We start from the raw sequence: 17,642 nt of genomic DNA, 5'->3' as shown, positions 1-17,642 counted from the left end.
GAAGGGAAACGTAAGTGGTTCATCACTCAATGGACATCAGATTCACCCAACGGCTTTCCTATAAGCAGGCCCGCCTGACCGTCCTGGTGGGCTTCGTGTTGGGCACCTTGCTCAGCCTGATGCAGATCGGCATCGATTATGCCAGCGAAGACGCGTCGATCAACCGTGAAATCCTCTCGCTGCTGGAAATCAGCCATAACCCGGCCTCGCGCATCGCCTACAACATCGACGCCGAGCTCGCCCAAGAGCTGTCCATGGGCCTGCTGCGCTCACCGGCCATCATCGGGGCCGAGCTGATCGACAACAACAATACGGTGCTCGCCAGCGTCAAGCGGCCCGAGCTGCAAAGCAGCTACCGGTTCATCAGCGACTTTCTGTTCGGCGCCCAGCGTCAGTTCGAGGACCGGCTCTACCTGGATCACTTGCCCAGCGAATCCCTGGGCATGCTGCGACTGGACGTCGACACTTTTGCGTTCGGCAGTCGTTTCCTGCGCCGTGCCGAGGTCACCTTGCTCAACGGTTTCGCCCGCAGCCTGATCCTGACGGGCCTGCTGCTGGCACTGTTCTACGTGATGCTGACCAAGCCCTTGGTGCGGGTCATCCGCGAACTGAGCAGCCGCGACCCGAGCAGCAACGAGCAGAGCCGCCTGGAATGCCCCACCGGCCACCAGTCCGATGAAATTGGCGTGCTGGTATCCGTCGCCAACCAGCAGTTCGAAAATATCTCCACCGAAATCCAGCAGCGGCGCACGGCCGAAAATCGCCTCACCGAATACCTCGCGCAACTGGAAAACATCGTCTCGGCACGCACCGCCGAACTCAAGGCCAGCAACGCCCGCCTCAGCCAGTCCAACGAGGAACTGGAAGTGGCCCGGCGCACGGCCCTGGACATGGCCGAGGCCCGCTCTGCGTTCCTCGCCAACATGAGCCACGAGATACGCACACCGCTGAACGGCCTGCTGGGAATGATCGCCCTGTCCCTGGACGGCCCCCTGACGGCCGAACAACAGCAACAGCTATCGATTGCCCATGACTCGGGCAAGGTATTGGTCGAACTGCTCAACGACATCCTCGACCTGTCGAAATTCGACGCCGGTCAACTGGAGCTCGAACACATCCCGTTCGACCTCGGCTCCCTGGTGGAGGATACCGCCAACCTGCTTTCCCAGAACGCGGCCCCCAGTGTCGAACTGGCCTGCCTGATCGACCCGCAGTTCCCGGCGCAAGTACTCGGCGACCCGACCCGGGTGCGCCAGATCGTCAGCAACCTGCTGTCCAACGCACTGAAATTCACGCGCTTCGGCCGGGTCGACGTGAAGTTGAGTCATTACGAGGGCGGCGTACGCATCGAGATCTGCGACACGGGTATCGGCATTCCTCAGGAAGCCCAGGCAAGAATCCTGCAACCGTTCACCCAGGCCGGCGCCGGGATTACCCGCCAGTTCGGTGGCACCGGGCTGGGCCTGGCACTGACCTACAACCTCTGCGAAGCCATGCAGGGCCGGTTGACGATCAGTTCCGAAGCCGGCTTTGGCAGTCAGTTCTGTGCCGACCTGCCCCTGCCCTGCCATCTCCCGGCAACGCCGGTCGAACCGTTGCGCGGCAACGTCGTCGCCATCACCGGCAGCAGCAGCGGCCTGGCCGAATTGCTGGGCATGCTGTTGCCGGGATGGGGCCTGGATTATGTGCAGCGCTCCATCGATGACGGGTTGTTGGGGCTCACACCCGATGTACTGATTACCGACTGCCCGGAATGCCTGTTCAACCTGCGGCCAACCTTTGACGCACCGATCCTGCTGGTGACCGCCTATGGCAGCTTCATGCCCAGCGAAGAAGCCGCCGCCCTCGCCCCGCTGATACAACAGGCCCGGCCGCTGGCGCGCCATGCGCTATACCAGATTCTGCGGCGCGCCATGCAAAGCGAGGCGACCGTCATCGATGACGCACAGATCGAAGCCCTGGCGCCGTCCAGGCGTGGACGGGTGCTGCTGGTGGAGGACAACCCGGTCAACCAACTGGTGGCCAAGGGGATGTTGGTAAAGCTGGGCTGCGAAGTCACCGTCGCGGCCCATGGCGGCGAAGCCCTGGATCAACTGGAACAACGGGTGTTCGACCTGGTGTTGATGGACTGCAACATGCCGGTGATGGATGGTTACGAAGCCAGCCGGCAGATCCGCCAAAGCGGGCGCTGGTCGGATCTGCCGATTGTCGCCCTGACGGCCAACGCGATGCCCGAGGAACGCGAGCGTTGCCGCGCGGCCGGCATGAACGATTACCTGTCCAAGCCATTCCGCCGCGAAGAACTGGCGGCAGTGCTGGACCAGTGGGTGCCGACTACGTCAGCGCTTTGATCTGGCCCAACAGGTGATCGAGACCGTCTCGCAACGTTCTGAGGCGGTCCAGGTCGATACCGCTGTCGCACAACAGGCGGGCCTTGAGCGGAGCGACCTGTTCACGCAAGGCTCGCCCTGCAGTCGTCAGGCTCAAGTGCACCTCCCGCTCGTCCCGGGCCGAACGCTGGCGCTGGACCAGGTCCAGCTGTTCCAGGCGCTTGAGCAGCGGCGTCAGCGTGCCGGAATCCAGCAGCAAACGCTCACCCAGGGCCTTGACCGTCGGCTGTGGTGGGGCCGTGTCCTGCCATTCCCACAGCACCAGCATCGCCAGGTACTGCGGATAAGTCAGACCGAGCTGATCGAGCATCGGTTTGTAGCCACGGATCACTGCGCGCGAAGCAGCGTACAGCTTGAAGCACAACTGGCTGTCGAGCTTCAGCGAATCGACTGACAGGTCATTCATTTGAGCAGCGCTTCGATCTCACCGGTCAGGTCCTGGGGCTTGGTGGTCGGGGCAAAACGCTTGACCACTTGGCCGTCCTTGCCGATCAGGAACTTGGTGAAATTCCACTTGATGCCTTTGGACCCCAGCACGCCGGGCGCCCGCTGCTTAAGCTGGACGAACAGGGGATGGGCGTTGGCACCATTGACCTCGATTTTCTTGAACAGCGGAAAACTCACGCCAAAGTTCAGCTCGCAGAACTCGGTAATCGCCCCCTCGTTGCCCGGCTCCTGCTTGCCGAATTGATTGCAGGGAAAGCCCAACACCACCAGGCCCTGGTCCTTGTAGGTCTGCCACAGCGCCTCAAGCCCCTTGTACTGCGGGGTGAACCCGCACTGGCTGGCCGTGTTGACCACCAGCACAGCCTTGCCGGCGAAATCGGCGAGGGTCTTTTGCTCACCCTTGATGGTGGTGCACGGGATGCTCAACAGGTTATCGCTCATGGCAAGGCTCCGAAAACGTATAGGACAGGCGGCGAAGATAGCGAGCAATTAAATTGCATGCAATTTAATTATCAAAAATACCCACACCACAAACTGTGGGAGCAAGGCTTGCCCGCGATGAAGGCGATACGGTCGTTCAGAAATCGAGAGGCCCTGTTTCGCGAGCAAGCTTTGCTCCCACCGAATTACTCCCGGGGGACCAGATCCAGGCACACCGAGTTGATGCAGTACCGCAAACCCGTGGGCGGCGGGCCGTCGGGGAAGACGTGGCCCAGGTGAGCGTCGCATTTGGCGCAGACCACCTCGGTGCGAATCATGCCGTGGCTGACGTCCCGAACCTCCACCACCGCGCTGCCCTCGATCGGCGCGTAGAAACTCGGCCAGCCACAACCGGAATCGAATTTGGTCTGCGAATCGAACAACGGCTCGTTGCAGCAAATGCAGTGGTACACGCCGTCGGTCTTGGTGGCGTTGTATTTACCGGAGAATGGCCGCTCGGTGCCCTTCAGCCGACAGACGTTGTACTGCTCCGGGTCGAGCATGGAGCGCCATTCTTCAAGGGTTTTTTCCAACTTTTCCATCGTCCTACCTCGGCAATTGAAAAAGCCCGATCCGACGCTTTTCCGCAGATCGGGCGGCACGTATGATTGCGCCTCGTCAGACGCCAGTCTGGCAGTCACGTCATGCGCATTCAAACGGATTGTGGCGCCTATACCGCGTCAGGCCTGGGCACAGACGCAGGATTCCCAGTACGGTAGTTCATACGCCGCCTGGATCGTTCATTTTCGGGAACACATCGCCATGCAGGTCAGCAAATCGAACAAGCTCGCCAACGTCTGCTACGACATTCGCGGCCCGGTGCTCAAGCACGCCAAACGCCTGGAAGAGGAAGGCCATCGCATCCTCAAGCTGAACATCGGTAATCCGGCCCCCTTTGGTTTCGAAGCGCCCGATGAAATCCTCCAGGACGTCATCCGCAATCTGCCGACCGCCCAGGGCTACAGCGACTCCAAGGGCCTGTTCAGCGCCCGCAAGGCCGTGATGCAGTACTACCAGCAGAAGCAGGTCGAAGGCGTCGGCATCGAGGACATCTACCTGGGTAACGGTGTGTCCGAGCTGATCGTGATGTCCATGCAAGCCCTGCTCAACAACGGCGACGAAGTGCTGGTGCCGGCGCCGGACTATCCGCTGTGGACCGCTGCCGTGAGCCTGTCCGGTGGCAACCCGGTGCATTACCTGTGCGACGAACAGGCCAACTGGTTTCCCGACCTGGCGGACATCAAGGCCAAGATCACGCCCAATACCAAGGCACTGGTGATCATCAACCCGAACAACCCGACCGGCGCCGTGTATTCCAGGGAAGTGCTGCTGGGCATGCTGGAACTGGCCCGCCAGCACAACCTGGTGGTGTTTTCCGACGAGATCTACGACAAGATCCTCTACGACGACGCCGTGCACATCTGCACTGCATCCCTGGCACCGGACCTGCTGTGCCTGACCTTCAACGGCCTGTCCAAATCCTATCGGGTAGCGGGTTTCCGCTCAGGCTGGGTCGTCATTTCCGGTCCCAAGCATCACGCCCAGAGCTACATCGAAGGCATCGACATGCTGGCCAACATGCGCCTGTGTGCCAACGTGCCGAGCCAGCATGCGATCCAGACGGCGCTTGGCGGCTACCAGAGCATCAACGACCTGGTCCTGCCCCAGGGCCGACTGCTGGAACAGCGCAATCGAACCTGGGAGCTGCTCAACGACATTCCCGGCGTCAGTTGTGTCAAGCCGATGGGCGCGCTGTATGCCTTCCCGCGGATCGACCCGAAGGTCTGCCCGATCCACAACGATGAAAAATTCGTCCTCGACCTGCTGCTGTCCGAGAAGCTACTGGTGGTCCAGGGCACGGCGTTCAACTGGCCGTGGCCGGATCACTTCCGCGTCGTGACCCTGCCGCGGGTCGATGACCTCGACCAGGCCATTGGCCGGATCGGCAACTTCCTCAAGTCCTACCGCCAATAAGCCAGACAGCGTGCGGGGAGTCCTCGCCTCGCACGCTGTTTGATTCAGCAACACATCCGTTCTGCCGACTCCGCAACGCCTTCTACACTAGGGGTTGAACAGCCAACGGGCACTCTGGCTCAACGTTCACGGGGGGCAGGCGCCATATTTTTTTCCCCAGTCACTTTCAGAAAAGTCTTTCAAACATTTAGGACGGCTGTAGGACACAGTTTGAAATAGTCGGCGAGTTGAATAGCCTGCGGCGGCACCTTATATACCCCGCATAACGCTACATCTTTAGCACGAGGAGATTTTCACAACCATGATGCGCATCCTGCTGTTCTTGGCCACTAACCTGGCGGTCGTGCTGATTGCCAGCATCACCCTGAGCCTCTTCGGCTTCAACGGGTTCATGGCGGCCAACGGGGTTGATCTCAACCTCAATCAGCTGCTGATTTTCTGTGCGGTGTTCGGTTTCGCCGGTTCCCTGTTCTCGCTGTTCATCTCCAAGTGGATGGCGAAGATGAGCACCAGCACCCAGATCATCAGCCAGCCGCGCACTCGCCACGAACAATGGCTGCTGCAAACCGTCGAGCAGTTGTCCCGCGAAGCCGGTATCAAGATGCCGGAAGTCGGTATCTTCCCGGCCTATGAGGCCAACGCCTTTGCCACCGGCTGGAACAAGAACGACGCACTGGTCGCCGTCAGCCAGGGCTTGCTCGAGCGCTTCTCGCCCGATGAAGTCAAGGCCGTGCTGGCCCACGAGATCGGCCACGTCGCCAACGGCGACATGGTGACCCTGGCGCTGATCCAGGGCGTGGTGAACACCTTCGTGATGTTCTTTGCCCGCATCATCGGCAATTTCGTCGACAAGGTGATCTTCAAGAACGAAGAAGGCCAAGGCATCGCCTACTACGTGGCGACCATCTTCGCCGAACTGGTACTGGGCATCCTCGCCAGCGCCATCGTCATGTGGTTCTCGCGCAAGCGTGAATTCCGCGCCGACGACGCCGGTGCACGCCTGGCCGGCACCAGCGCCATGATCGGCGCCCTGCAACGCCTGCGCGCCGAACAAGGCTTGCCAGTGCACATGCCCGACACCCTGAATGCCTTTGGCATCAACGGTGGCATCAAGCAGGGCCTGGCTCGCATGTTCATGAGCCATCCGCCGCTGGAAGAGCGTATTGACGCACTGCGTCGTCGGGGCTGATCGTTAGCCTCAAGAGAAAACCCGCAGAAATGCGTAATGCTGGTTCAGCTTAGAGAAACGGCGCTTCTTTCAGAAATGGGAAGCGTCTTTTTTTGGGGAGTTTTTTTTGGAAAAATCTACTCGCCCTTTTCCTGATGGGTCGTGTGTATATCCATTACTGCGGTAACGGATATGTACTCGATCAACAAAATCCAGGCCACCCCGTCAGGCCGCCTTCGCGAGCAAGCCCGCTCCCACAGGGGAACTTGGGTGACCACAGGTTTTGTGTTCACAGCAGATCAAATGTGGGAGCAAGCATGCTCCCGATGGCATCAGCACAAACAACGCTTCAACCTCTGGACAGCCGATAAACACGCTCATCCAGCCGCTTCACACCCGCCTGCAAAAACTTCCAGCTCTCTCCCAGTACATCCTGTTCCTGCAAGACCTCCAGCCGCCAGGCATCCCCCAGCAGCCGCTGCACCTCATCATCCCCGACAGAGAACGGTGGGCCAGGCATTTCATCCTGGTTGTAATCCAGGGTAATCAACAATCCGACGCCATTGGGCAAGATCTTCTGCAGATGGGCCGCATACCGCTCGCGCATCGGCAGGGGCAAAGCGATCAGCGCGGCGCGGTCGTACAGTCCCACGCAATCGACCACATCCTTCGGGCCCAGGGCAAAGAAATCACCGCAGCGAATCTCGATATCACCGGCACGGAACACCCTGAAAGCGCCCTCTTCACTCACAACCGGCTCAAGCTGATGCTCAAGGAAAAAATCCGTGGCGGCTTTTTCCGACAACTCCACGCCAAGCACTGAGTAGCCCTGATGGGCAAGCCACAGCAGATCCAGGCTTTTCCCACACAACGGCACCAGCACCCGACTGCCTTGGGCCAATCCCAATTGTGGCCAGAAACGTTGCAGGTAGGGGTTCACCTCCGGTAAGTGAAAACCAATCTGGTTCGATGACCAGCGCTTGTGCCAAAACTCGGGCTCCATGATTCACTCCAGAAAATTCGATCAAAATGGGTTAAAACTTATATTAGATTTAGATCATTGACCTGATGGAAGATGACCCCATCTTAACGCTCAGGAGTCCCTTCATGCTGCCCAGCCTGTTTATCTCCCATGGCTCACCGATGCTCGCCCTGGAACCCGGCGACAGCGGTCCGGCATTGGCTCGCCTGGCCGCTCAATTGCCCAAGCCCAAGGCCATCGTCATCGTGTCCGCTCACTGGGAAAGTAACGAACTGCTGGTCAGCGCCAATCCGCAGCCGCGCACCTGGCACGACTTCGGCGGCTTTCCACCGGCGCTGTATGAGGTGCAGTACCCCGCGCCTGGCGATCCTCAACTGGCGACGCAAGTCGCGGACATGCTCAACGCCGCGGACCTGCCGGCACGCCTCGACCCTCAACGGCCGTTTGACCATGGTGCCTGGGTGCCATTGTCCTTGATGTACCCCGAGGCCGACATCCCGGTGGTGCAGGTTTCCCTGCCCAGCCGCCAGGGACCGATGTTGCAGACACAGGTCGGCCAGGCCCTGGCGAACCTGCGCCAACAGGGCATCTTGCTGATCGGCTCTGGCAGCATCACCCATAACCTGCGCGACCTGGACTGGAACGCCGGTCCCGACAGCATCGAGCCCTGGGCCAAGGACTTTCGCGATTGGATGGTTGAGAAGCTGGCGGCCGACGACGAGACCGCGCTGCATGATTACCGTCGCCAGGCACCGAACGCCGTGCGCAGCCACCCCAGTGATGAGCACTTGCTGCCGCTGTATTTTGCCCGGGGTGCAGGGGGCAAGTTCAGTGTTGCCCATGCGGGGTTCACGATGGGGACGCTGGGGATGGACATCTATCGGTTCGATTGACCGGGTCGCTTCAATCGCGAGCAAGCTCGCTCCCACATTGGATTTTCGGCGCTCCCAAAACCTTGTGGGAGCGGACTTGCTCGCGAATGGGACAACGCCAATCAACCTGAAGGAACACCAAACGACAGGCAAAAAAAATCCCCGAACCAGTCGGGGATTTTTCATGTTCGATCAATCAGCCCAAGAGCCGATCAATCTTCGCGATAGCGACGCAGCTTGAGCTGCTTGCCAGCCACACGAGTGTCTTTCAACTTGGTCAGCAACTTCTCCAGACCATCTTCCGGCAGCTCTACCAGGCTGAAGCTGTCACGCACCTGGATGCGGCCGATAGCTTCGCGGGCCAGGCCGCCTTCGTTGAGGATGGCACCCAGCAGGTTCTTGGCAGCGATGCCGTCACGGGCACCCAGCGCGGTACGGCAGCGAGCACGACCTTCGGCCAGCGGGATCGGCGCACGACGCTCGCGATCACCACGATCCGGACGATCACCGGTGCGCTCAGGACGATCGCCACGCGGTGCGTTGTTCGGCACCAGGGGACGTTCCTTCTCGATTGCAGCCAGGTTCAGCGCTTGGCCATTGGTGGCCTTGCGCAGCAGTGCGGCGGCCAAGGCGCGAGGGCTGCAACCGATGTCGGCGGTCAGGCGATCGAGCAGATCACCGTGGGTCGATTCGGCGTCAGCCACCAGTGGCGACAGGCTGTTGGTCAGTTTCTTGATGCGGGCATCGAGAACGGCCTGGGCGTCCGGCAGGCGAACTTCAGCTACCTTCTGGCCAGTTACACGCTCGATCACTTGCAGCATGCGGCGCTCACGCGGGGTGACCAGCAGCAGCGCACGGCCTTCGCGACCGGCACGGCCAGTACGGCCGATACGGTGAACGTAGGATTCCGGATCGTACGGCATGTCCACGTTGAATACGTGGGTGATGCGCGGAACGTCCAGGCCACGGGCAGCAACGTCGGTCGCCACAACGATGTCCAGGCGGCCATCCTTGAGGGAGTCGATCACGCGCTCACGCTGGTTCTGGGCAATGTCACCGTTCAGCGCAGCGGCTTTGTAGCCTTTGGCTTCCAGGGCGCTGGCCAGGTCCAGGGTCGCTTGCTTGGTGCGCACGAACATGATCAGGGCGTCGAAGTCTTCCACTTCCAGCAAGCTGAGAACGGCAGACGTCTTCTGGTCAGCGTGAACCAGCAGGTGAGCCTGTTCGATCGCGGTGACGGTCTGGGTCTTGGTCTGGATCTTCACGTGTTGCGGATCGCGCAGGTGGCGCTCGGCAATGGCGCGGATCGATTGCGGCAGGGTGGCCGAGAACAATACAGTCTGGCGGGTTGCTGGCAGGGCCTTGAAGATGACTTCCAGGTCATCCATGAAACCCAGCTTGAGCATTTCGTCGGCTTCGTCGAGAACCAGGTGGTTCACGGTGGCCAGGACTTTTTCGTCACGACGCAGGTGGTCGCACAGACGACCCGGAGTGGCGACAACGATCTGCGCGCCATTACGGATGGCTTTGAGTTGTGGGCCCATCGGGGCACCGCCGTAAACGGCCACAACAGTAACGCCAGGCATCTGCTTGGAATAGGTTTCGAAAGCGGTTGCTACTTGCAGCGCCAACTCACGAGTTGGCGCCAGGATCAGGGCTTGCGGTTCGCGCTTGGCAGGATCGATGCGATGCAGGATCGGCAGGGCGAACGCAGCGGTTTTACCCGTACCGGTTTGCGCCTGGCCAATCATGTCGTGGCCGGCCATGATGATCGGGATCGATTGCTGCTGAATCGCCGAAGGTTCTTCGTAGCCGGTCGCAGTGACGGCAGCGAGAATGTTCGGGTTGAGATTAAAAGCGGCGAAGCCGCCGGTTTCCTGGGTCATGGGTCTGCCTCTAAGTGCATCCGCAAAGACCCATGCTCCAAAGCTGCGCATGCCGTGTTGAGACTCAAGAGTCGCCCTGGCTGCTTTGTCGGCGGGGATTTGCGAAAACGAATGAATGAAAAAGAACGTCGTGGAAGCATCCGTTGTGCGGACATGCAACCGAAGCTGACTTCGGGGAATTGCGCTACCTTGACGCGGCCCGGCTAAAGGCCGGCGCGCACTATACCGGAATTCGCCCAAAAAGGGAGCTTTTTTTATTGCCAGACACCGTTATGGGGCTCGCTGTCACAGGCCCAGGGGTTAACGGTACAACCGTTTGTTTTGCAGAGGCCCAGCGTTGCGGGGATGAGGTGCTAAAACGGTTCATCTTTACCTGTGGGAGCAAAGCTTGCTCGCGATGCGGACACCGCGATTTGCGCAGGTACTGAGTTGCGTTCATCGCGAGCAAGCTTTGCTCCCACAGGGGGGGTTGTCACGCCTTGGACGGGGGTCACGTTGCCGGGCGAATGGCCTTGATCAACGACTGCAACGAATAGCCCAGTCGCGGCGCCAGCCCTTCGGCCCTGGCGACCAGTCCTTGCATGTCCAGCTCCTGATCCAGGTCCGCCGGCACGATGAGGATCACATTGCCCTCCTTCACCGGCAGCTCCCAATAATGCCGGTGGTACAAGCCGCGCAACAGCGCCGCCCCCAATGGCTTGCCGTCATCGGTGGCCCACTGGTTGATCACCAGCCAGCCGCCCGGGTTGAGGCGTTTCTGGCAGTTTTCCAGGAAGCCCCAGGCCAGGTGCCCGACGCCGGGACCGACATCGGTATAGAGGTCGACGAAAATCAAGTCCGCCGGCTCGGCGCTTTCAAGCAGCTCCAGTGCATCGCCGACGCGGATGTACAGCCGCGGATCGTCATCCAACCCCAGGTATTCGATGGCCAGGCGTGGCACGTCGGGGCGCAGTTCAATGGCCTCGACATCTTCCAACGGCAGGAACTTGAGGCAGGCCTGGGTCAACGTACCGGCGCCCAGCCCCAGAAACAGCGCACTTTCCGGCTGCTCGTGACACAACGCGCCGATGAGCATGGCGCGGGTATAGTCATATTCGAGCCAGCTCGGATCGGCTGTGAACACGCAACTCTGCTCGATGGCATCGCCAAACTCGAGAAACCGGTAATCGGCCACTTCGAATACGCGAATCATGCCGAACTCGTCGTGCACCTCGGCGAGCAAATGCTCGACGCGCTCCTCTGTCATTTCATCTCCTGATGGTGACCGTGCCGGCTTGAGCCTGCGTATACGGGACAAAGGCGCGATTGTCCGCGAAGCAACCGGAGCAGGTCACGCACTAATTTGCTGATAACATGGCCGTCCAAGCGTAAATCACCTAGAGATCATGATGAGCCAACCCTGGAGCCCTGACAGCTGGCGCGCCCTGCCGATCCAGCAACAACCCCGCTACCCCGACGCCGCGCACCTGTTGCAGGTAGAGCAGACCCTGGCCAGCTATCCGCCTCTGGTGTTTGCCGGTGAGGCCCGGGAGTTGCGCCGTCAGTTCGCCGAGGTGACCCAGGGCCGGGCGTTCCTGCTGCAAGGCGGCGACTGCGCCGAAAGCTTTGCCGAGTTCTCGGCGGCCAAGATCCGCGACACCTTCAAGGTGCTCTTGCAGATGGCGATCGTCATGACCTTTGCCGCCGGCTGCCCGGTGGTCAAGGTCGGGCGCATGGCCGGGCAGTTCGCCAAGCCGCGCTCAGCCAATGATGAAACCATCGACGGTGTGACCTTGCCGGCCTACCGGGGCGATATCGTCAACGGCATCGGTTTCGACGAGAAAAGCCGCGTACCGGACCCGGAGCGGTTGCTGCAGTCCTACCACCAGTCCACCGCCACCTTGAACCTGCTGCGCGCCTTCGCCCAGGGCGGGTTCGCCGACCTGCACCAGGTGCACAAGTGGAACCTGGACTTCATCGCCAATTCGGCCCTGGCGGAAAAGTACAGTCACCTGGCCGACCGCATCGACGAAACGCTGGCATTCATGCGCGCCTGCGGCATGGACAGCTCGCCGCAACTGCGCGAAACCAGTTTCTTCACTGCCCACGAAGCGTTGCTGCTCAATTACGAAGAAGCCTTCGTGCGCCGTGACAGCCTGACCAACGATTATTACGACTGCTCGGCCCACATGCTGTGGATCGGCGACCGCACCCGTCAGTTGGACGGCGCCCATGTCGAATTCCTGCGCGGGGTGAACAACCCGATCGGGGTCAAGGTCGGCCCGAGTATGGATCCCGACGACCTGATCCGCCTGATCGACGTGCTCAACCCGCAGAACGACCCCGGCCGGCTGAACCTGATCGCCCGGATGGGCGCCAACAAGGTCGGCGAACACTTGCCGCCGCTGTTGCGCGCCGTGCAGCGTGAAGGCAAGCAAGTGCTGTGGAGCTCAGACCCGATGCATGGCAACACCATCAAGGCCAGCAGCGGCTACAAGACCCGGGACTTTGCGCAGATCCTCGGTGAAGTGAAGCAGTTCTTCCAGGTCCACGAAGCCGAAGGCACCTATGCCGGCGGGATTCACATCGAGATGACCGGGCAAAACGTCACCGAATGCATCGGCGGCGCACGCCCGATTACCGAGGACGGGCTGTCGGACCGCTACCACACCCACTGCGACCCGCGGATGAATGCCGATCAGTCGCTGGAGCTGGCGTTTTTGATTGCCGAGACGTTGAAGCAGGTTCGGCGGTGAGTCAGTAAGGCTTTCGGTGCCTGCTGGATTGCTGTCGCGAGCAAGCTCGCTCCCACATTGGATCGGCTGTGAACACAAAACCTGTGGTCACCAGAAATCCCTTGTGGGAGCGAGCTTGCTCGCGAAGGCGTCGGCTCAGTCACCATCAATCTGGGCCAATGCCACCGCCAACCGCACCCCACTCACTCGCTGGCAATTGAGCTGGACCCGCTCCAACCCCAGCCACCGGGCCATGCGCCTCAAGTTCAGCGCCAGGGCCTGCATCCCCTCCTCGTCCAGCCCCGACGCGTCCTCGTGCACGGCATGCACGGCCAACTGCCCCAGGGCCCGCTCCGCCCGCAGGTCCACCCGAGCTGCAATGCGTTCGTGGTGCAGGAACGGCAACACGTAATAGCCATACACCCGCTTGTGGACAGGCGTGTAGATCTCCAACCGGTAGCGAAAGTCGAACAACCGCTCGGTACGGCCGCGCTCCCAGACCAGCGAGTCGAACGGCGACAGCAAGGCACTGGCGGCGACTTTGCGAGGAACTTTCGCCTCAGGTCGGCACCAGGCCGGTTGTTTCCAGCCCTGCACCTGGCAGCGCAGCAGCTCTCCGGCCTCCTCCAACTCAGCCAGGCGCCCACGGCTGTCGGCCGGAGCGAGGCGAAAGTAGTCGCGCAGATCTTTCTCTGTGGCAATGCCTAGGGCGTCGGCTGCATGTAGCAGCAAGGCGCGTTGGGCCTGGGCCTCGTCCGGCAACGGTTGCTGCAGGATCGAGGCCGGCAGGACCCGTTCGGGCAAGTCGTAGAGCCGCTCGAACCCGCGCCGCCCCGCCACCGTGACTTCACCCGCGGCAAACAGCCACTCCAGCGCATGTTTCTCCGCACTCCAGTCCCACCAAGGCCCGGCCTTCTCCTGGCGCGTGGACAAGCTGCCAGCACCCAGGGCGCCCTGCTCCTGGACCGACGCCAGGACACGGCGGATGACATCCTGGCGTTCTTGGCCGAAACGCGCCAACTGCTGATAAATCCCTTCGCCACCCGACGCCCGATTCATGCGCCAGCGCATCAACGGATACATCGACATCGGCAGCAGCGACGCTTCATGTCCCCAGTATTCGAACAGCGTACGACGTCGGCCCTGGCTCCAGGCTGCTTGATCGAGCAAATCGCGATTGTAGTGACCGAGGCGGGAGAACAGCGGGAGGTAATGCGAGCGCACCAACGCATTGACTGAGTCGATCTGCAGGACGCCGAGGCGTTCGATCAGGCGGTTGAGGCGTGAGGGTTGCACCGAAGCTGGCGGCGACCGCCCATCGAATCCTTGGGCGGCCAACGCCAGACGCCGGGCCTGTTTGAGGGTAAAGGACAGAGTCGCGGGCATGGAGATCTCCTTCTCTGCTCGCAACCTACCTCACCAATAAGGGGTTTGTGTAGGAAAGGATGGCTCATTTGTGCATTGGGTCGTCCCAGAATGGCCGAACCACTTCCTGTTCCACGTCGGCACGACTCACGCCAATGTCCTTGAGCGCCTCGTCGCTCATTCCGGCCAGCAGTTCGCGTTCGTGGTGCAATTCGTACCAGCGACTAAACTTGTGCAGCAGGGCGCTGACGGAAAAGCCGTGGGAGAGTTTGTCTATCAGTAGATAACCTTTTTGACCTTTCATCGTGATGTCCTCCGTTGGGGATGGATCAAGTCTCGCGCTAACGATAAGATCAATCCAACGAATGTTTCTTATGCAATACATCTCGGAGATTGATCAATTGTCGAGTTACCCGAGCATCGATACGGAAGTGCTGCGTACCTTTGTCGCCATCGCCGACCAAGGCGGTTTCACCCGGGCCGGGGAATTGGTCAATCGCACCCAGTCTGCCGTGAGCATGCAGATGAAGCGGCTGGAAGAAGACGTATTGCAACGCCGCCTGTTCGAGCGTGACGGACGCCAGGTCAAGCTCACCGCCGAAGGCCAGGTGCTGCTGGGCTACGCTCGGCGGATCCTCAAGCTGCACAGCGAGGTGTTCAATACCCTGCGCGAACCGCACATGGTCGGCACGGTGCGCATCGGCACGCCGGACGATTACGTGATGCGCTTTCTGCCTGGCATCCTGCAACGCTTCGCCCAGTTCTACCCGCTGATCGAAATTGAAGTGCACTGCGAATCGTCCAAGCAGTTGCTGCTGCGCCAGGACCTGGACCTGTCCATCGTCACCCGCAAGCCAGGGGACGAAATCGGCCAGTTGCTGCGCAAGGAGCGTTTTGTCTGGGCCGAAGCCGCCTGCTTCAACGTCCATGAACAAACACCGCTGCCGCTGGCGATGTTCAACAGTGACTGTTTCTGCCGGCAATGGGCCTGCAATGCGCTGGATGCCATGGGGCGCGATTATCGCGTGGCATACAACAGCTCGAGCCTGTCGGCGCTCATGGCGGTGGTGGGCGCCGGCCTGGCAATCACGGCGCAACTGGAAAGCCTGCTGACCCCGGACATGCGCGTACTGGGCGAAGCTGAAGACCTGCCGGAACTGCCCGAGGCCAGCATCATGCTGATCCGCAACCTGCATAACCCCTCGCCGATCACCGAGTGCCTGGCCGAGCACATCGTCGAAGGCTTCAAACTTTAAAGGCGAGCAGCACCGCGCACAGCACCAGGAAACCGCAGAACAGCCCGCGCAACAGCCGCTCCGGCAAGGCGTGGGCGACTTTCACCCCCCAACTGATGCTCAGCAGGCCACCGACGGCCAGCGGCAGGCCGATGCTCCAGTCCACCTCATGGTGAAACGCATAAGTGGCGAGGGTCACGCCGGTACTGGGCAAGGCCAGTGCCAGGGATAACCCTTGGGCGACCACCTGGCTGGTGCCAAAGATGCTGGTCAGGATCGGCGTCGCGACCACGGCCCCGCCAACCCCGAACAGACCGCCCATGGTGCCGGATGCTGCCCCCAGTACGGCGAGCCATGGCCAGCCATAACGCATCTGCGCCGAAGCCGGTGCATTGGCGGCGAACATGCGGGCCAGGTTGTAGAGGGTCAGCGCGATCAGGAACGCGACGAAGCCGATCCGCATGCTGTTCGCGTCGATCCCCACGGCCCAGATCGAACCAAGCCAGGCAAAGCAGAAACCCATGGAAGCCAACGGCAGGACATGGCGCAATTCAATGCGATTGCGCTGGTGATAGCGCCACAACGCGAGCATCACGTTGGGCACCACCATGACCAGCGCCGTACCTTGGGCCAGTTGCTGGTCGAGGCCGAACCAGACGCCCAGCACCGGAATGGCAATCAGGCCGCCACCGATCCCGAACAATCCCCCAAGGTACCCAACACGGCACCAAACACCAAAAACAGCACAAATTCGAACAAGACGATTCCCCTTTCATCAGGGTGCTTATCCTACGCAGTCGGCGCCAGCGGGGAAACGTAACATCTGTGCAGACGTCAGAATTATCTGGCGCATTAAAGATTCGCCCGCTAGATTCGTAACGATCATTGATTGAAGGTTTTGCCATGAACACCCTGCGCGACACCCCCGAAGCCTGCGAAGCCCTGCTGCTCGACAACCAGGTCTGTTTCGCCCTGCACTCCACCTCGCTGCTGATGACCAAAGTCTACAAGCCGCTGCTACAGGCCCTGGGCCTGACGTATCCGCAATACCTGGCGATGATGGTGTTGTGGGAAAAGGACGGATTGACCGTCGGTGAAATCAGCACACGTCTGCTGACAGACCCCGGCTCGCTGACGCCACTGCTCAAGCGCCTGGAGGCCGAAGGCCTGCTGAGCCGCACCCGCAGCCGTGAAGACGAACGCGTAGTGATTGTCGAACTCACCGAACAGGGTCGCGCCCTGCGCGAAAAAGCCCTCGACATCCCCCAGTGCATCCTCGCCGCCAGCGGCCTGACCCTGGAGCAGTTGAAGAAGCTGCAACTTGACCTGCAGGCACTGCGCGGGCATTTGCAAGACAGCCTCTGACTTACCTCCAACTGACCCACCGCTATCGCGAGCAAGCTCGCTCCCACACTTGATGCTCAGTGACTATAAATCTGCGTTCGACGCAAATCTAATGTGGGAGCGAGCTTGCTCGCGATGGCGGCAGTCCTGCCGCTCCCTGATCTGTAACTCGCCCATCTAAAATTTTTATGCTGCGCTTAAACGCTCTAGATCAAGGGTTACACGCCCTTTCAGCGGCGCAAATTCAACTCGCTTCGAAAATTTATATTGCGCACTAAATATTAGCGCTATACATTCTCCTCACACCTACTTAGCGCGCAAACATTTAGCGCAACAACATCAATCCAGAAACGAGGCTCTCATCATGCAAACTCTCTACACCGCAATCGCAACCTCCACCGGCGGCCGTGATGGTCGTGCGATCTCCAGCGACAACATCCTCGACGTCAAACTCGCCACGCCCAAGGAACTCGGTGGTGCAGGCGGTGCGGCAACCAACCCTGAGCAACTGTTCGCCGCCGGCTACTCGGCCTGCTTCATCGGCGCACTGAAATTCGTGGCCAGCCAGAGCAAACGCAAGATCCCGGACGACGCCTCGATTACCGCCCATGTCGGCATCGGCCAGATCCCCGGCGGTTTCGGCCTCGACATCGACCTGCACATCAGCCTGCCAGGGCTGGACCAGGCCGACGCGCAAAGCCTGGTGGATGCGGCTCACCAGGTCTGCCCGTACTCCAACGCCACCCGCGGCAACGTTGATGTGCGCCTGCACGTCACCGTCTAAC

Annotated in this window: 16 protein-coding genes and 1 pseudogene; 8 read left to right on the top strand and 9 right to left on the bottom strand. The window is 60.7% G+C overall.

The features are described 5' to 3' along the window. Positions 1 to 29: 29 nt before the first annotated feature. Positions 30 to 2,351, top strand: coding sequence for a response regulator (locus tag KI235_RS08900; protein WP_003199420.1), 2,322 nt, complete (start codon positions 30 to 32; stop codon positions 2,349 to 2,351). On the opposite strand, the gene KI235_RS08895 is transcribed toward KI235_RS08900, so the two are convergent. The 3 genes from KI235_RS08895 to msrB all read right to left on the bottom strand — a co-directional run bounded on the left by KI235_RS08895 (position 2,335) and on the right by msrB (position 3,859). After that, positions 2,335 to 2,796, bottom strand: a complete 462-nt coding sequence (locus KI235_RS08895) for a MarR family transcriptional regulator (RefSeq protein WP_039010911.1) — start codon at positions 2,794 to 2,796, stop codon at positions 2,335 to 2,337. The two genes, KI235_RS08900 and KI235_RS08895, sit on opposite strands and share 17 nt — an antisense overlap. Beyond that, a complete protein-coding gene (locus KI235_RS08890; protein ID WP_003199416.1) occupies positions 2,793 to 3,278 on the bottom strand; it encodes a glutathione peroxidase in 486 nt (161 codons plus the stop codon). Before KI235_RS08890 ends, KI235_RS08895 begins: the two co-directional genes overlap by 4 nt. A 185-nt stretch (positions 3,279 to 3,463) precedes the next feature. Then, positions 3,464 to 3,859 (bottom strand): peptide-methionine (R)-S-oxide reductase MsrB, encoded by a 396-nt coding sequence (gene msrB / locus KI235_RS08885; RefSeq protein ID WP_003199414.1) that lies wholly within the window; start codon positions 3,857 to 3,859, stop codon positions 3,464 to 3,466. Positions 3,860 to 4,079: 220 nt separating this feature from the next. Between msrB and KI235_RS08880 the strand changes: the two genes are divergently transcribed. Next, entirely contained in the window at positions 4,080 to 5,291 is a 1,212-nt protein-coding gene (locus tag KI235_RS08880) for a pyridoxal phosphate-dependent aminotransferase (RefSeq protein WP_003199412.1), read from the top strand. 301 nt (positions 5,292 to 5,592) lie between these two features. Then, on the top strand, positions 5,593 to 6,480 hold the full coding sequence (htpX, locus tag KI235_RS08875; protein ID WP_003199411.1) for a protease HtpX: 888 nt from the start codon (positions 5,593 to 5,595) through the stop codon (positions 6,478 to 6,480). Between the two features lie 328 nt (positions 6,481 to 6,808). Here htpX and KI235_RS08870 read toward each other — a convergent pair whose 3' ends face one another. After that, complete coding sequence (locus tag KI235_RS08870) at positions 6,809 to 7,462, bottom strand: thiopurine S-methyltransferase (RefSeq protein ID WP_003199409.1); 654 nt, start codon at positions 7,460 to 7,462, stop codon at positions 6,809 to 6,811. 104 nt (positions 7,463 to 7,566) lie between these two features. Here KI235_RS08870 and KI235_RS08865 point away from each other — a divergent pair, with 104 nt between their 5' ends. Further along, a complete protein-coding gene (locus tag KI235_RS08865; protein WP_003199407.1) occupies positions 7,567 to 8,334 on the top strand; it encodes a class III extradiol ring-cleavage dioxygenase in 768 nt (255 codons plus the stop codon). Between the two features lie 191 nt (positions 8,335 to 8,525). On the opposite strand, the gene KI235_RS08860 is transcribed toward KI235_RS08865, so the two are convergent. Both KI235_RS08860 and KI235_RS08855 read right to left on the bottom strand, forming a co-directional pair. Next, on the bottom strand, positions 8,526 to 10,199 hold the full coding sequence (locus tag KI235_RS08860; RefSeq protein WP_003199404.1) for a DEAD/DEAH box helicase: 1,674 nt from the start codon (positions 10,197 to 10,199) through the stop codon (positions 8,526 to 8,528). A gap of 490 nt (positions 10,200 to 10,689) precedes the next feature. After that, positions 10,690 to 11,445 carry a spermidine synthase gene (locus KI235_RS08855; RefSeq protein WP_003199402.1) on the bottom strand — a complete coding sequence of 252 codons (756 nt, stop codon included), beginning with the start codon at positions 11,443 to 11,445 and terminating at the stop codon, positions 10,690 to 10,692. A gap of 142 nt (positions 11,446 to 11,587) precedes the next feature. On the opposite strand from KI235_RS08855, the gene KI235_RS08850 reads away from it, so the two are divergent. Continuing rightward, positions 11,588 to 12,934: a 3-deoxy-7-phosphoheptulonate synthase class II gene (locus KI235_RS08850; RefSeq protein WP_003199400.1), complete on the top strand. Its 1,347-nt coding sequence runs from the start codon at positions 11,588 to 11,590 to the stop codon at positions 12,932 to 12,934. Between the two features lie 135 nt (positions 12,935 to 13,069). Here the strand turns inward: KI235_RS08850 and KI235_RS08845 are convergent, their stop codons facing one another. Continuing rightward, positions 13,070 to 14,299 (bottom strand): winged helix-turn-helix domain-containing protein, encoded by a 1,230-nt coding sequence (locus KI235_RS08845; RefSeq protein ID WP_003199396.1) that lies wholly within the window; start codon positions 14,297 to 14,299, stop codon positions 13,070 to 13,072. Between the two features lie 64 nt (positions 14,300 to 14,363). Next, complete coding sequence (locus KI235_RS08840) at positions 14,364 to 14,582, bottom strand: DUF1127 domain-containing protein (RefSeq protein WP_003199394.1); 219 nt, start codon at positions 14,580 to 14,582, stop codon at positions 14,364 to 14,366. Between the two features lie 97 nt (positions 14,583 to 14,679). Here KI235_RS08840 and KI235_RS08835 point away from each other — a divergent pair, with 97 nt between their 5' ends. After that, entirely contained in the window at positions 14,680 to 15,534 is an 855-nt protein-coding gene (locus KI235_RS08835; RefSeq protein ID WP_027912697.1) for a LysR substrate-binding domain-containing protein, read from the top strand. On the opposite strand, the pseudogene KI235_RS08830 reads toward KI235_RS08835, so the two are convergent. Next, positions 15,524 to 16,272, bottom strand: a pseudogene (locus tag KI235_RS08830) (sulfite exporter TauE/SafE family protein). The gene KI235_RS08835 and the pseudogene KI235_RS08830 sit on opposite strands and share 11 nt — an antisense overlap. A gap of 144 nt (positions 16,273 to 16,416) precedes the next feature. Between KI235_RS08830 and KI235_RS08825 the strand changes: the two are divergent. Next, on the top strand, positions 16,417 to 16,878 hold the full coding sequence (locus KI235_RS08825) for a MarR family transcriptional regulator (RefSeq protein WP_003199391.1): 462 nt from the start codon (positions 16,417 to 16,419) through the stop codon (positions 16,876 to 16,878). Positions 16,879 to 17,221: 343 nt separating this feature from the next. Continuing rightward, positions 17,222 to 17,641: an organic hydroperoxide resistance protein gene (locus KI235_RS08820; protein WP_003199389.1), complete on the top strand. Its 420-nt coding sequence runs from the start codon at positions 17,222 to 17,224 to the stop codon at positions 17,639 to 17,641. The last annotated feature ends 1 nt before the right edge of the window (position 17,642 follow it).

Origin of the sequence: Pseudomonas sp. St386 (assembly GCF_018325865.1) — a bacterium.
GTDB lineage: Bacteria > Pseudomonadota > Gammaproteobacteria > Pseudomonadales > Pseudomonadaceae > Aquipseudomonas > Aquipseudomonas brassicacearum.
The sequence above is the reverse complement of the archived record's forward strand: the minus strand, read 5'-3'. Positions and strand labels throughout refer to the sequence as shown.